Annotated in this window: 13 protein-coding genes; 9 read left to right on the top strand and 4 right to left on the bottom strand. The window is 62.9% G+C overall.

The genetic code is table 11. The features are described from left to right. Positions 1-6 precede the first annotated feature (6 nt). The 4 genes from FJ942_RS07405 to FJ942_RS07390 all read left to right on the top strand — a co-directional run bounded on the left by FJ942_RS07405 (position 7) and on the right by FJ942_RS07390 (position 3,416). A complete protein-coding gene (locus FJ942_RS07405) occupies positions 7-1,842 on the top strand; it encodes a branched-chain amino acid ABC transporter ATP-binding protein/permease (RefSeq protein WP_140666416.1) in 1,836 nt (611 codons plus the stop codon). Next, entirely contained in the window at positions 1,839-2,537 is a 699-nt protein-coding gene (locus FJ942_RS07400) for an ABC transporter ATP-binding protein (RefSeq protein ID WP_140561318.1), read from the top strand. Before FJ942_RS07405 ends, FJ942_RS07400 begins: the two co-directional genes overlap by 4 nt. Positions 2,538-2,620: 83 nt before the next feature. After that, positions 2,621-2,899 carry a hypothetical protein gene (locus FJ942_RS07395; protein WP_140897430.1) on the top strand — a complete coding sequence of 93 codons (279 nt, stop codon included), beginning with the start codon at positions 2,621-2,623 and terminating at the stop codon, positions 2,897-2,899. Between the two features lie 64 nt (positions 2,900-2,963). Next, positions 2,964-3,416, top strand: a complete 453-nt coding sequence (locus FJ942_RS07390; RefSeq protein WP_140897429.1) for a VOC family protein — start codon at positions 2,964-2,966, stop codon at positions 3,414-3,416. Positions 3,417-3,617: 201 nt separating this feature from the next. Here FJ942_RS07390 and FJ942_RS07385 read toward each other — a convergent pair whose 3' ends face one another. After that, on the bottom strand, positions 3,618-4,730 hold the full coding sequence (locus FJ942_RS07385) for an ROK family protein (protein WP_246679741.1): 1,113 nt from the start codon (positions 4,728-4,730) through the stop codon (positions 3,618-3,620). 222 nt (positions 4,731-4,952) lie between these two features. Between FJ942_RS07385 and FJ942_RS07380 the strand changes: the two genes are divergently transcribed. The 5 genes from FJ942_RS07380 (at position 4,953) to FJ942_RS07360 (ending at position 10,661) form a co-directional block, all read left to right on the top strand. After that, a complete protein-coding gene (locus FJ942_RS07380; RefSeq protein ID WP_246679720.1) occupies positions 4,953-6,023 on the top strand; it encodes an N-acetylglucosamine-6-phosphate deacetylase in 1,071 nt (356 codons plus the stop codon). Positions 6,024-6,102: 79 nt separating this feature from the next. Continuing rightward, positions 6,103-7,212 carry an extracellular solute-binding protein gene (locus FJ942_RS07375; protein WP_348642134.1) on the top strand — a complete coding sequence of 370 codons (1,110 nt, stop codon included), beginning with the start codon at positions 6,103-6,105 and terminating at the stop codon, positions 7,210-7,212. Between the two features lie 221 nt (positions 7,213-7,433). Then, positions 7,434-8,618 (top strand): extracellular solute-binding protein, encoded by a 1,185-nt coding sequence (locus FJ942_RS07370; protein ID WP_140897426.1) that lies wholly within the window; start codon positions 7,434-7,436, stop codon positions 8,616-8,618. Between the two features lie 7 nt (positions 8,619-8,625). After that, positions 8,626-9,648 carry a Gfo/Idh/MocA family oxidoreductase gene (locus FJ942_RS07365; protein ID WP_140897425.1) on the top strand — a complete coding sequence of 341 codons (1,023 nt, stop codon included), beginning with the start codon at positions 8,626-8,628 and terminating at the stop codon, positions 9,646-9,648. 17 nt (positions 9,649-9,665) lie between these two features. After that, positions 9,666-10,661, top strand: coding sequence for a Gfo/Idh/MocA family oxidoreductase (locus tag FJ942_RS07360; protein ID WP_246679739.1), 996 nt, complete (start codon positions 9,666-9,668; stop codon positions 10,659-10,661). A gap of 81 nt (positions 10,662-10,742) precedes the next feature. On the opposite strand, the gene FJ942_RS07355 is transcribed toward FJ942_RS07360, so the two are convergent. From FJ942_RS07355 to FJ942_RS07345, 3 genes are read right to left on the bottom strand one after another with little or no spacing between them, the layout of a single operon-like run. After that, positions 10,743-11,588: an ABC transporter permease subunit gene (locus FJ942_RS07355; protein ID WP_140498468.1), complete on the bottom strand. Its 846-nt coding sequence runs from the start codon at positions 11,586-11,588 to the stop codon at positions 10,743-10,745. A gap of 1 nt (position 11,589) precedes the next feature. Continuing rightward, positions 11,590-12,486 (bottom strand): sugar ABC transporter permease, encoded by an 897-nt coding sequence (locus FJ942_RS07350; protein ID WP_140525304.1) that lies wholly within the window; start codon positions 12,484-12,486, stop codon positions 11,590-11,592. A gap of 8 nt (positions 12,487-12,494) precedes the next feature. Continuing rightward, the gene (locus FJ942_RS07345; protein ID WP_140897423.1) at positions 12,495-13,562 is read right to left on the bottom strand and encodes an ABC transporter ATP-binding protein; all 1,068 of its coding nucleotides are present in this window, start codon (positions 13,560-13,562) and stop codon (positions 12,495-12,497) included. Positions 13,563-13,578 lie beyond the last annotated feature (16 nt).

Genomic DNA, 13,578 nt, shown 5'->3' with positions numbered 1-13,578 from the left:
GTCGCCATGAACATCAAACATCCCTTCCTTGTCGAGCTTCTGACGGCGCTGGCGCTCGTCCTGGCGCCGTTCGTGCTGCCCCATCTCGGCTTTTCGCCCAGCACGATCAATCGTATCCTTATATGGGGCCTGTTCGGGATCGGCTTCGACATCCTGTTCGGCTACACGGGATTGCTGTCGTTCGGCCAGTCGGCCTTCTACGGTACTGGCGGGATGTTCGCCGCCTATCTCCTGACTGAAACCGGCTTCTCCTATGTCATGGCTGCCATCGTCATGGGCGCCGTCGTGTCGGGTGTCGTCGGCTATGTGATCGGCCTGATCGCCCTGAGACGCACCGGCATCTATTTCGCCATGATCACGGTGGCCATCGCCGAAGTCTTCTTCTTTGTCGAGTTCAATCCGCTCTCGGCATTCACAGGCGGCGAGAACGGCTTGCCTGGCGTGCCAACCCCGGTCGTCAACCTCGGCTTCACGGTACTCGAATTCAACACCGACTGGACGATGTATACCTTCCTGGCGTTCTGGTATTTCGTGGGCATTGTCGTCGCACTTCGCATCGTACGCTCGCCGGTTGGCGCGATCCTTTCGGCGATCCGTGACAATCCGCTCCGCGCCGCGGCGCTCGGCCACGACATACACGGCTACAAGCTCACGGCCTTCGTGGTTGCGGCGATCTATGCCGGCTTTGCCGGCGGCCTGTTGGGCGTCATGCAGGGCTTCATGCCGCCGGACGCTTTCATGTTCGACACGTCTGGCCAGGTCGTGATGCAGACGGCGATCGGCGGTGCCGGCACACTGTTCGGGCCGCTGGTGGGCGCGACGGTGTGGCTCTATCTGAGCGACTTTTTCCAGAACACATTGCATCTCGGCGCCACATGGAAGTTGGTGCTCGGCATCGTTTTCGTGCTGCTGGTCTGCTTCCTGCGGCGCGGCATCGTCGGTGCGATCGTCGATCTCTATGGGTTGACCGGCGGCCGCAAGCGCATCGAACGGGCCAATCCCGCGGTCGAGAGTGCGCCGCACGTCGTGACCGTCGTCGAACCGATGCCGGCGCGCCGGCATGGCACTGCGCCAGCATCCGGACCGATCCTGCAGGTGCAGGGCCTAACCAAACGCTATGGCGGTATCACAGCCAACAGCGACATCGACTTCAGCGTCGACCATGGGGAGATAAGGGGCATCATTGGACCCAACGGCGCGGGCAAGACGACGTTCTTCAAGATGCTCACCTGCGAGATCGCGCCGACCTCCGGCCGCATCATGCTGGCCGGCCGCGACATTACGGGCATGGGTGTGTCCGAGGTGTGCCAGCTCGGGCTCACCAAGAGCTACCAGATCAACCAGCTGTTCGACCGCCTGACGGTGCGGCGGAACCTGATGATTGCCGCGCTGGGCGAGGCGCGTGGAAAGTTCCGGCTTGACCTGTTCAAGAGTATCCACAGCGTTCCCGGTCTCAATGAGCAGGTCGAGCGAACGGCGGCGCTGGTGAACCTTACGGCGCGGCTCGATCGGCCCGTTTCGGAACTGGCCTATGGCGAGAAGCGGCGGCTGGAAATCGGCCTTGCGCTGGCGACGTCGCCGAGCCTGCTCCTGCTTGACGAGCCGCTTGCCGGCATGAGCCCGCGCGAGCGCGTCGAGACCGTGGCGCTGCTCAAGTCAATCGCGCGTGGACGCACGATGATCATCATCGACCACGACATGGATTCGCTCTTCGAGCTGGTCGAGAAAGTGACCGTCCTGCAGGAGGGCAGGGTACTGGTCGAAGGCATGCCCGCTGAGATCAAGACCAACGCAAAGGTGCAGGAAGCCTACCTCGGCGGGGTACATGGAGAGGTGGCATGAGCCTGCTCGAAGTCAGGGCGTTGAACAGCTATTATGGCGACAGTCACATTCTGTTCGACGTCTCATTGAGGGTCGAGAAAAACGAGGTCGTGGCGCTGCTCGGGCGCAACGGCGCGGGCAAGTCGACGACGCTGAAGAGCCTGATGGGCGTGGTGACGCCACGAGCCGGCTCGGTTGAGCTCGACGGGGTTGAGCTGGTTGGCAGGAAGGCGCACAGCATCGCTCGGGAAGGCATGCAGCTCGTGCACGAAAATCGGCGCATCTTCGGCAGCCTGAGCGTCGAGGAAAACATCATTCTGGCCGGATTGACCGCCGACGGCCGCTGGCCGCTGGAACGCATCTACACGATGTTCCCACGGCTGAAGGAACGGCGCACCAGCCGTGGCACGGATCTCTCGGGTGGCGAACAGCAGATGCTGGCCATAGCCCGTGCATTGGTGCGCAACCCGAAGATCCTTCTGCTTGATGAGCCCTTCGAAGGACTTGCTCCAGTCATTGTGCACGATCTGGTGCGCGCCTGCCGCGAACTGGCCCAGGCAGGGCAGACAATCGTGCTGGTGGAACAGAACATCGCCGCGACGCTGGCGCTCGCGAGCCGCGTTTATATCATCAATAACGGCCATATCGCCCACGAGGGCCCGGCCGCCGAGCTCAAGACACAGCCGGGGCTGCTGCAGCATCATCTCGGCGTCTAGGGGCGAGCAGCCGCGGACGGCGTTCGACTTCCGACCGCCTTCGGCCATCCGTGCTTCATGCCGGCGACTATCCAGGCCATCGCTTGCAGGACCGTATCGCCTTCTGGCGCCAGCCGCTGATCGCCGGAAATATCGGGACAGTCTCCAGGTTGGAGTCGGCCTGGATTTTTGCCGACCTGCCGTGTTGGAAAAGAGAGGCACCGTTCGATTTTCGAGGAATTTCAAGTCGAGCCGGCGCCGGCTTCGGCGGCAATCGAGCAGATGATCGCGTGGAACCCGGAACGGATCGTGTCGACGCACGGTTGATGGTCTCCGGCGGTGCGGTGGGCGAACTGAGGCGAGCCTTCCGCCGGGTCTTGTAAAGAGTGTTTCGCCGGCTTGTGCACCGCAAACGAGCGCTCTGATATTTGGCGCGAGGACACCGAGATGACTGAACGACCGGAGAGATATCGAAATGCGATTGTCCCTCATATCTACGTCGACGGGGCGTCGGATGGGATCGCGTTCTACGAGCGGGCATTCGGAGCGATGGAATTGTTCCGAATTGCCCACCCAGGCGGCAAAATCATGCACGCCGAGATTTTGATCTGCGGAGCCGTGATCATGATCGGGGATCCGGACGAGAGACTATACGGCGAGCCGCGGACACTTGGTCGCTGCACAGCTGGCCTTCACATCTTCACTGATGATAGCGCGACCTTGCTGCGGCGCGCGGTCAAGGCTGGCGCGGAAGAAATTCAGCCACCCACGAATATGTTCTATGGCGCCAGTTCCGCCACCGTGCGCGATCCCTTCGGCCACGTCTGGGTGCTCCTGTCGTGGAGGGAGGACCTCGATCCGGCAGAGATGGAACGGCGCGGGAATGCGCTCCTGGCCTAAAGAAGAAAACGCTGGCGACATGCTAAATGCGGCTGTTCGCTGTGCGGCTCGTTAGTGAGAACCGGCTCGAAAACCTCCGCGAGGCAGTGAGCTTCGCCCGAGCGGCGTCGCAGCATTCTCCACAGGACGTGAGAGGTGTGGGGCATCGAGATTGCTCCCGGATCTCTGAACCCGCAGCGTCAATCATTCAGATGCTTCGCGTCAGGGCATCGGCCTTTGCCGCTTTCCATTCCGCCGGCTCCGCCCTGCGCCATTCGGTTTCCCCTGCGGCGTGCCGAGCAGCACGCAAACGGCGATTTCATGAAGCGGTTGCGCGGCGCCTTGGACGACGTAGTCCAGGCTGGAGCGATCGGAGATCAGGGTCGGCAGGCGCAAGGTGCCGATCAATCCTTCCGCCTCGAAGCGGGAGCGTAGAAGTTCGTAGAGTCCGGCATTGCAGGTAAACGGGCCGGTGATGAACACCTTCTCGGGGAAAAGCAGCCTGCAGGCGTTCCCCAGCGCGCGCGCCATAAGATCGACGGCGACCCGGATTTCGGGAATATCCGTCAGCTCCATCGTCTCGATTTGGCTGGAGAGGAGTTCCTCCTCCCCTGAAGCCCACGGATATATCTCCCGTATGACCGGCAACAGGGCTGACAGCGAAGCTGCTGTTTCGAGACAGCCCCGGTTGCCGCATCCGCAGGGGCGATCCTTGAGCACGTTGAAACGCCAATGGCCGATTTCGCCGAAGGGGCCGCCCTGGCGCATCGGCGCATCGTCGCTGCCGCGATAGGCCAGGCCGATGCCCCAACCCCAATGAAGAATGAAGGCGCCTTCCAGCCTTTCCATGCCCGGCACGGCGTATCGGGCGCTCAATTCGACATCCAGTTGGCGAAACAGGAACACGCGCGGCGTGATGCCATCGAGCGCCTTGCCGACGTCGAAATCGCGAACGTTCGGCCATCGCGAGGTCAATATCCACGTCCGGGTCTTCACGTCCACGATGCCGGAAACGGCAACGGACGTTCCGACATGACGCATGCCAGACGGGCAGCTGCCGAGCAGACCGGCGACAAGGTCACGCATCGTCGCGGTCATGCGGGCCGAATCGGCGTCGGACGGAACATGGGCGGTTTGCCGGGCGAGGACACTTCCGCGGAAATCGACAAGGACGCCAACCAGTTCCTGGCTGGAAACAAGAAGGACGGTCGCGCCCGCGCAACCGGGGTTCAAAACGATTTGCGCCGGTGGGCGGCCACGGCCGCTCACCTGGCCGACGCTTTGCTTAATGATGCCCCTGCCGACGAGGTCGGCGATGGCGCGCGAGATCGCCATCGAGGTCATGTCCAACTCGGCTGCAAGTGTGGCGCGGGATTTGCCGCCGCCTTCGTGCAGGCTGGCGATGACGCGTGCGCAGTCGCGTTGGCGGGCGTCCTCGAAATCCGCGGTGTGGAGCGTCAACATGCCCGGATTCTTTTCCTTTCGCATTTTTGGATAACATTATTCAAAAATGGCTTGCAAGCGGTATCGGGCCGTGTAGTCTCCGCGTAAGGAATCTTGGCGATCGGCCGCAACATGATTACTCCCGATCTGGTCGACATGCAGGTCAATGGCTTTGCCGGCGTCGATTTCAACTCGGGGACCCTGACGGCGGCGGAACTCGACGAAGCGCTGGAGGCCCTCCTGGCGTGCGGCGTGACAGCGTGCCTGCCGACGATCATCACGGCAAGGCCGGACGAATTGTCGGCGCGGTTCAGCGCTCTCGACAAGGCTGTCTCCGAAAGCCGCCTCGGTCCCCTCATGTGCCCCGGCTATCATCTGGAAGGTCCGTTCCTCAATCCCGCCCCGGGTTATTCCGGATGCCATCCCGCTTCGGCGATGACCGCTGCGGATCCTGCGCTCATTGAGCGTCTGCAGTCGCTGCTCAAGCGCCCGATCCTTTTGACGACGCTGGCTCCCGAAGTGGAAGGTGGCATTGCTTTCATACGGGCCATGAACCGGCACAACATTCTTGTTTCGATCGGCCACTCGGCTTGCGGTTTTGAGCTCGTGGCGCAGGCCGCGGCGGCCGGCGCTGTCCTTTCCACCCATCTCGGCAACGGGCTGCCGCAAACCTTGCCGAAACTGGACAATACCCTGTTTGCCCAACTGGCCGAAGACCGTCTCGCCGCGACCTTCATCGCCGACGGGATTCACGTTCCGCCAGGCGCGTTGAAATCGCTGGTCCGGGCAAAAGGGCTGGACCGGTCGGTCCTGGTTACCGATGCCGTTTCGGCGGCCGGTGCGCCGCACGGATCTTACGAATTTGCCGGAATGCGGGTCGAGAGCCGCGCCGATGGCTCGGTCCGTGTTCCTGGCGGCATCGGGCTCGCCGGGTCGGCGCTGCGACTGGACGACGCCGTGCGCAACCTGGTGCGCTGGGGCATCGCCGGTTTCGCACAGGCTGTCGATATGGCCTCGGCAAATGTGATGGCGCTGCTGCAGCCGGTGCTGGACGCGCATGGCCTTCGCGTGCCCGCCAGCGAGATCGAGTGGGCGCCCGACATGACCATCACCCGTGCGCGCGTCGGAGAAGAAGAACGCGAATACGACCGGCAAACGACAAAATGGGAAGGAAGACGGCCATGACTGCTCGTGAACTCAAGGTGAATCGCCGCACCATCCTTGGCGGCATTGGCGGTACGTTCCTCGCTGGCACGACGCGGGCCTGGCGCAATCACCCAAATTGCCGGCATCGCCGGTCGTCATCTCGGTGATGGACGTGGGCGGCGCGCTGGCGCTTTCGCAGCCGGCCTTCGAAAATTACGCCAAGAAATATCCCGAGCGCACCGAACGCATCCTCTTCACCAAGGCGCCGGTGACCGAGCTGGCCGGAAAGCTGCGCGCGCAGCAGGAAGCCAACCGCGTCGATATCGACATGGTGCTGACCGGGTCCGACGGTCTGGCGGCAGGCCTAGCCAACGGCACGTGGATCAAGATTCTGCCGGATTTCAACGACAAGTTCCCCAAAATCGAGGACAATTACGAACCCGCCGCACTGGCCCTGCACAAGAAGCAGGGCGCGGGATATGGCGTTGTCGTCAACTACTATCCTTCCGGCCCGCTGATCGAATACGCGCCTGAGCGGGTGAAGGAGGTTCCCGGCTCGGTCGAGGAGCTGCTAGCCTGGGCCAAGGCCAATCCGGGCCGCTTCATGTATGCGCGGCCCACCAATTCCGGCCCTGGCCGCACATTCATGATGGGTCTCCCCTACCTGCTTGGCGACAAGGATCCGCAGGATCCCGTCGACGGCTGGGAGAAGACGTGGGGTTATCTGGCAGAGATCGGCCAGTATATCGACTATTATCCCGCGGGCACCGGCGTCACCATGAAGGAATTCGGGGAAGGCAGCCGCGACATCATCATTTCGACCACGGGATGGGATATCAATCCACGTGCCCTCGGCATCGTGCCGGAATCGGCAAGGATCGGCACGCTCAAGGGCTTCCATTGGGTTTCGGACGCCTTTTTCATGTGCGTTCCGAAAGGCATTTCCGACGACAAGCTCGCCGTGGTGCTTGATCTGATGGCATTTTTGCTTACGCCCGAAGCGCAGGCTTATTCCTACGATGAGGGCTATCTCTACCCCGGGCCGGCGGTGAAGAACGTGCCTGTCTCCATGGCGCCGCAGCACAGCCAGGACATCGTCAAACGTTTCGGCAGGGACGAGTATGCCAGCCTCATCGCCGACAACCCGATCGAACTGCCGCTGCCGCCGGAAAAGATGATCGCCGCCTTCCGAAAGTGGGACGAATTGGTCGGCGCAAAGAAATCCTGATGCTTCGCCAAAGGCCGGCCGCGTCGAGGGGCTGGCACTAGGATAGTGCAGCATGCCAGGCAACGGCCTGACGCGGCCTGTCCGCGACGGGACCTTCAGCGCAGCGGGGCGTCATTTGTGTTGCATTCGATACTAATAGACTAATATATCATTCATCTGGGAGAGCCGGATGAAAGTGCGGAGATATCGCTCTTTCAAGAAAATAAATGAGGAGGACGACGATGTTCACGATTTCACGCCGCCAGGCGCTCGGCGCATTGGCCGGGTTTGCAGTGCTGCCCTTTGGCAGGTCATTCGCCGACGAGCTTGCCCTGCCCACTTCGCCGGTGGCGCTCAACATCATTGATGTTGCGGGCAATCTGCAGCTTACCCAGGCGGCAATCGAGAAATTCGGCAAGGAAAATCCGGGGCTCGTCTCCAAGATCACGTTCTCGCGCGCGCCGTCCCCCGAACTGCCGGCCAAGCTCGCCGCGCAGCAGGCGGCCAACCGGGTCGACATCGACCTGGTGCTGACGGGGCCGGGTGCCATGTCGGACGGCATCACCCAGGGCCTGTGGATCGACGTGTGGACGAAATACCCCACTGTGCTGCCCAAGGCTGAGGACGTCTATCTCGACAGCGCCTTGATGATGCAGAAGAACTTCGGCCAGAACGAAGGCGTCGCCGTCGTCTATTCGCCGTCGGGCCCACTCTTCGAATATGCGCCGGACAGGGTCAAGACCATCCCCAGGAACACCGACGAACTGCTGGCGTGGGTGAAGGCCAATCCCGGCAAATTCTGCTATGCGCGGCCGGTCAATTCGGGACCGGGCTGGACCTTCCTGATGGCCATGCCCTACATCCTCGGCGACAAGAATCCTTCCGATCCCATCAATGGCTGGGAGAAGACCTGGGCCTATCTGAAGGCGCTGGATGAAGGCATCGATTACTATCCCTCCGGCACCACGGTGACGATGAAGGAGCTGGCCGAGGGCACCCGCGACATGATCGTTTCCACCTTCGGCTGGGACATCAACCCGCGTGTGTTGGGCATCGTGCCGAAGGAGATCGAGACGTTTGCGCTCGAAGGCACGCATTGGGTGCCCGATACGCAGTTCATGTGCATTCCCAAGGGCGTCGCGGAGGAAAAGGTCGCGGTTCTGGTCAAGCTCATGGCCTTCATGCTCGAACCCGCGCAGCAGGCCTATACCTACGACAAGGGCTATTTCTATCCCGGTCCGGCGGTCAAGGGGGTACCACTCAGCGCCGCGCCGCAGGAAAGCCAGGACGCCATCGCAGAGTTCGGCCGCCCACAATATGAAGAGCTGATCAGGAAGTTCCCGGTCGAAGCGCCGTTAAAGCCGGAAGCACTGGTCGCCGCCTTCGAGAAATGGGACCGCGAGGTCGGTGCCAACAAGATGAAATAGCGGACCAATGCGATTTGCCGTGATCGGCATCGATCATCGTCACGTCTATGACCTGATCGGTGGGCTTCTGGATGCCGGCGCCGAGTGCGCCGGCTACGATCCCGCGACGACCGATCCCAAGGTTGCCGCCGGCATCGCCGAGCGTTTTCCACGGATCGCGCCGGTCGAACGACGGCGCCTGATCGAGGATCCCGCCATCGACCTCGTCGTTACCGCGGCTGTCCCCTCCGACCGGGCCGCCATTGCCGTCGAGGCCATGCGGCATGGCAAGGACGTGCTTGCGGACAAGCCCGGCCTGACCACGTTCGAGCAGCTTGCCGCCGTGCGGCAGACCGTGCGTGAGACGGGACGCATCTTTTCGATCTGCTTTTCGGAGCGCCTCCTGACCCGAGCCTCGACGCTGGCGACGCAGCTGGCGATGGAGGGCGCCATCGGCGAAGTCATCCATGTGACGGGCCTGGGGCCGCACCGGCTCAACCGTGCGCTACGCCCGGCGTGGTTTTTCGATCCCGTGAATTACGGCGGCATCCTGGTCGATATCGCCTCGCACCAAATTGATCAGTTCCTGTTCTATACTGGCTGCGCCGACGCGAATGTCGTTTCAAGTGCGGTCGGCCATTTTGGCGCTCCTGACATTCCGGCATTCCAGGATTTCGGCGACATCCTCCTGCGGGGAGACAAAGCGAGCGGCTATATCCGCGTCGACTGGTTCACCGCCGACGGGCTGCCGACCTGGGGGGATGGACGGCTCGTCCTGCTCGGCACCAAGGGCACGATCGAACTTAGGAAATATGTCGACATAGCCGGCAAACCTGGCACGGACCACGTATTCCTCGTCGATGGCCAGGGCACGCGCCATTTCGATGCGTCGGGCGAAAAGATATCCTATTTCGAGCGCCTGCTTGCCGACATGTGCGAGCGTACCGAAACGGCGATGACGCAGGAGCATGTCTTCACGGTCTGCCGGCTGGCGCTCGAGGCGCAGGCGGCGGCGGTCGTCGTGACGGGGCAGGAAAGGAACGCGCGATGAGCAGGCTACGTGTGGCCATGATCGGCTTGGGTCCGGCGGCGTTGCCGCATGCGAAGAGCCTCGTCGATCTTGCTGGCAGGATCGAGGTGAAATGGGCGGCCAGCCGCAGCCAGGCGACGGCAGAAGCCTTTGCCGACCAGTTTTCCTTTCCCGTGACGACCGATATTGCGGCCGCGATTGCCGATCCCGAAGTTCAGGCGGTGCTGGTGCTGACGCCGGCCAACGCACATCTGGCGGTGGCCGAGCTGGCCCTTGCCGCCGGCAAGCACGTGCTCGTCGAAAAGCCACTCGAAACGACGCTGGCCCGCGCCGAGAAGCTGGTCACGCTGGCCCGCGGGGCCGGCCTGCGCCTCGGCGTCGTCCTGCAGCACCGTTTCCGGCCGGCCAGCCTGCGGCTGCGCCAGGTGCTGGCTTCCGGCGCCATCGGCACGGTGGAGGCGGCCAGCCTTCGGGTTCCGTGGTGGCGGCCGCAGGCCTACTACGACACCGGCGGCCGCGGCAGCTTCGCGCGGGACGGGGGCGGCGTGCTGTTGTCGCAGGCCATCCACGCCATCGACCTTTTCCGCTCTCTGCTGGGAGAGATCGAGGTGGTGGCTTCGCAGGTGCGGACGACCGGCCTGCACCGGATGGAGGCTGAGGATTACGTCACCGCCCTGATGCGGCTCGGCAACGGCTCGCCGGCCTCGCTGCTCGCCACGACGGCGGCCTATCCGGGCTCGCCTGAAACCATGGAGCTTGTCGGCTCGCTCGGCGCGGCCACGCTGACCGGCGGTGCGCTGAGCGTCGGCTGGCTCGACGGGCGCGAAGAGCGCGTCGAGGCGGAGGGGAAGACAGGCAGCGGCGCAGCCATCATGGACTTCCCCCATGACGCGCATCGTGCGCTGATTGACGATTTCGCCGATGCGATTTCGCAAGACCGCGATCCGGTCGTGACGGGTGAGGAGGCGCTCCAGACACAGCGCCTGATCGCAGCCCTCATCCGTGCGGATCCGGCCAGCAACCAACCCGTATAAGAGCTTCCTTCTCGAACGCTCCAGGATTCCTGCAGAGAGTGGCTTTCCGCCGCCATCATGCGGCGGAAAGAAAAGCCTGTTTCAGGCGGAGGCGGGCTGCTGCTTTGCCCGCGCTACAATCTGCGTCGGATTGACGAAGCGCAATGCGATCAGCAGCCAGACCAGCGTCGTTATCATATACACCACCGCCATCGCGTCGATCGACTGCACCGCGCGAACGCCCGAGGCAAAGACCGAATAGTACAGCGCCACGACGAGCGTCTGGCTGGTCGGCCCGGCTGTCAGGAAGGTCAGTTCGAACATGCCGATGGTACGCACCAGCACCAGCAGCAGCGCCGCCAAGATGCCCGGCATCAGCATCGGCAGCAGAACATGGAGAAAGAGCTGGAACGTGTTGGCGCCGAAGACACGCGCGGCCGCCTCGATCTTGGGATCGATCTGCTCGATGAAGGGGATCATCACCAGGATGACGAAAGGAACCGTCGGCACGAGATTGGCCAGCACCACGCCCCAGAAGGTGCCACCGACCCCCGATTGGTAGAGCACGGTAGCCAGCGGAATGCCGAAGGTGATCGGCGGGACCAGAAGCGGCAGCAGGAACAGAAGCATGACCAGCTTCTTGCCGGGAAAATCGCGCCGCGCCAGCGCATAGGCCGCCGTCACGCCGAGCAGGCCTGAAAGCGCGACCACGGTGAAGGCGATCTGGAAGGTTACGATCAGGATATCGTGGAGCTGGAACTCCGCCCAGGCGGCGAAATACCAGCGGGTGGTGAAGCCGGCAGGAATCCATGTGCCCAGCCAGCGCGTGCCGAAGGACGACAGGATGACCGTGGCAATCATCGCCGCGAGGTTGAGTACGAAGAAACCCACCACCACCCAGATGGCGGTGATCCAGAGCTTGGCGGCGATGGTTGTGTCGCGGATCATGTCAGCCCTTTCCGCCTGCGGTGCTGCCACGATAGAACAGGTTGCGCAGCATCAGGATGGCGACGACGATGACCAACTGCACACCGGCCATGATCATCGCGATTGCCGAGGCCATCGAGTAGTCATATTGCTCGAAGGCGGCCTGGTAGGCTGCAATCGAGATGACCCGGGTCGGCCCGGCCGGCGCACCGAGCAGAACCGCCGACGGGAAGACGGCGAAGGCCTGTACGAATGAAAGCAGGAAGGCGATGGCCAGGCCGGGGATCAGCAGCGGCAGGAACACATAGCGGAACCGCTGCCAGGAGCGCGCGCCGTGGGTCGCCGCTGCCTGTTCCAGTGCCGGATCGATGCCTGTCACATAGGAAAGCGTCAAAAGGAACGTGAACGGGAAACCGGTGATGATCAGCGACGCGAAAACACCCCAGTAATTGTTGGTGAGTTTCACGGGACTGCTGATGACGCCGAACAACATCAGCGTGCGGCTGAACCAGCCCTGCGGTCCCAGATAGTTGAGCAGGCCTTCCGCCACCAGCACCGTGCCGAGCGTTACCGGCAGCACGAGGATGGTGGTCAGCATACGCTGGTGCGTCATCAGGCGAACGCGAAAGGCGATGGGCAGCGCCAGCGCCAGGCTGATAACGGTGACCGGCACCGCCAGCCACAGCGTTGTGGCAATGGTGTTGTAAAGGAACGGGTCGGAGAAGAAACGCTGGTAGTTGGCGAGGAGCCCCCCTTCCTTCGGCTGGAAGGACAGGAGCAGGCCGTAGACAAAGGGATAGACGAAGATCGCCAGCGTAAACAAGGCGGCCGGAAGCACCAGAAGGGTGACGCCGTCGATCCCGTGCAAGGCCAGCCGCTGGCGCAGAGAAGGAGAGGGCGTATGATCGAGCGTCGACATCGCCATCCTCAGGCCGCGTAGATCAGGGCATGGGCAGAATCGATCGAGAGCGAAACCGTGTTCCCGACCGACGCGGCCTGGCTGGCATGGAAAATCAGCTCGAGGCCGCCCTCGGTGCGTGCCGTGCCGACGAATTCCCGGCCGCGATACTCGATGGTTTCGACCTTCGCATCGAGCGTCCCGATGCCCTTGTCGCTCACGGTGACATCGTCCGGCCTGGCGGCGATCACGGCGTGCGCGCCAACCGCGAGATCGTCGCGCACTCTGCCCGAAAGGCTGACGCCGCCGACTTCGACCGTGGCAATGTCGCCGGCGCGCCGGGTGACCTTGCCGGTTAGCCGGTTGCGGTAGCCCATGAATTCGGCGACGTCGAGATGGTCCGGGCTCTCATAGAGGTCCCGCGGAGCGCCGACCTGCCGGATTCGGCCATCGCGCAGCACGACTATGCGGTCGGCAAGCGACAAGGCCTCATCCTGGTCATGCGTCACATAAAGGGTGGTGGCCCCGAGCTGGTTGTGGATGCGCCGGATTTCCGCACGCATCTCGATGCGCAATTTCGCGTCGAGGTTGGAGAGCGGCTCGTCCATCAGCACCAGCGGCGGCTCGATGACGATGGCGCGGGCGATGGCGACCCGCTGCTGCTGACCGCCTGACAGTTGACCCGGCAGCTTGTGGCCCTGCGTTTCCAGCCGCACCAGCCCCAGCGCCTCGTCGACGCGCTGCGTGATCTCGGCCTTGGGCGTGCCGCGCATTTTCAGGCCGAAGCCGATATTGGCTTTGACGGTCATATGCGGGAACAGCGCATAGTTCTGGAAGACCATGCCGAAGCCGCGGTCTTCCGGCTTAAGCTGGTCGATGCGCTTGTCGTCGAGATAGATGCTGCCGCCCGTGGTGGAAAGCAGTCCGGCGATGCAGTTCAGTGCGGTCGACTTGCCGCAGCCCGAAGGTCCGAGCAGGGCGATGAATTCCCCCTTGCGCACGGTCAGCGAAACGTCACTCAGCGCGCTCATACTGCCGAATTTTCGACTCATATGATCGAGGCGGAGTTCGTCGAATTTCGACGAGGCGAGCAGCATCCGTTCGTAGCCCCAT

Origin of the sequence: Mesorhizobium sp. B2-4-2 (assembly GCF_006442845.1) — a bacterium.
Lineage (GTDB): Bacteria > Pseudomonadota > Alphaproteobacteria > Rhizobiales > Rhizobiaceae > Mesorhizobium.
The sequence above is the reverse complement of the archived record's forward strand: the minus strand, read 5'-3'. Positions and strand labels throughout refer to the sequence as shown.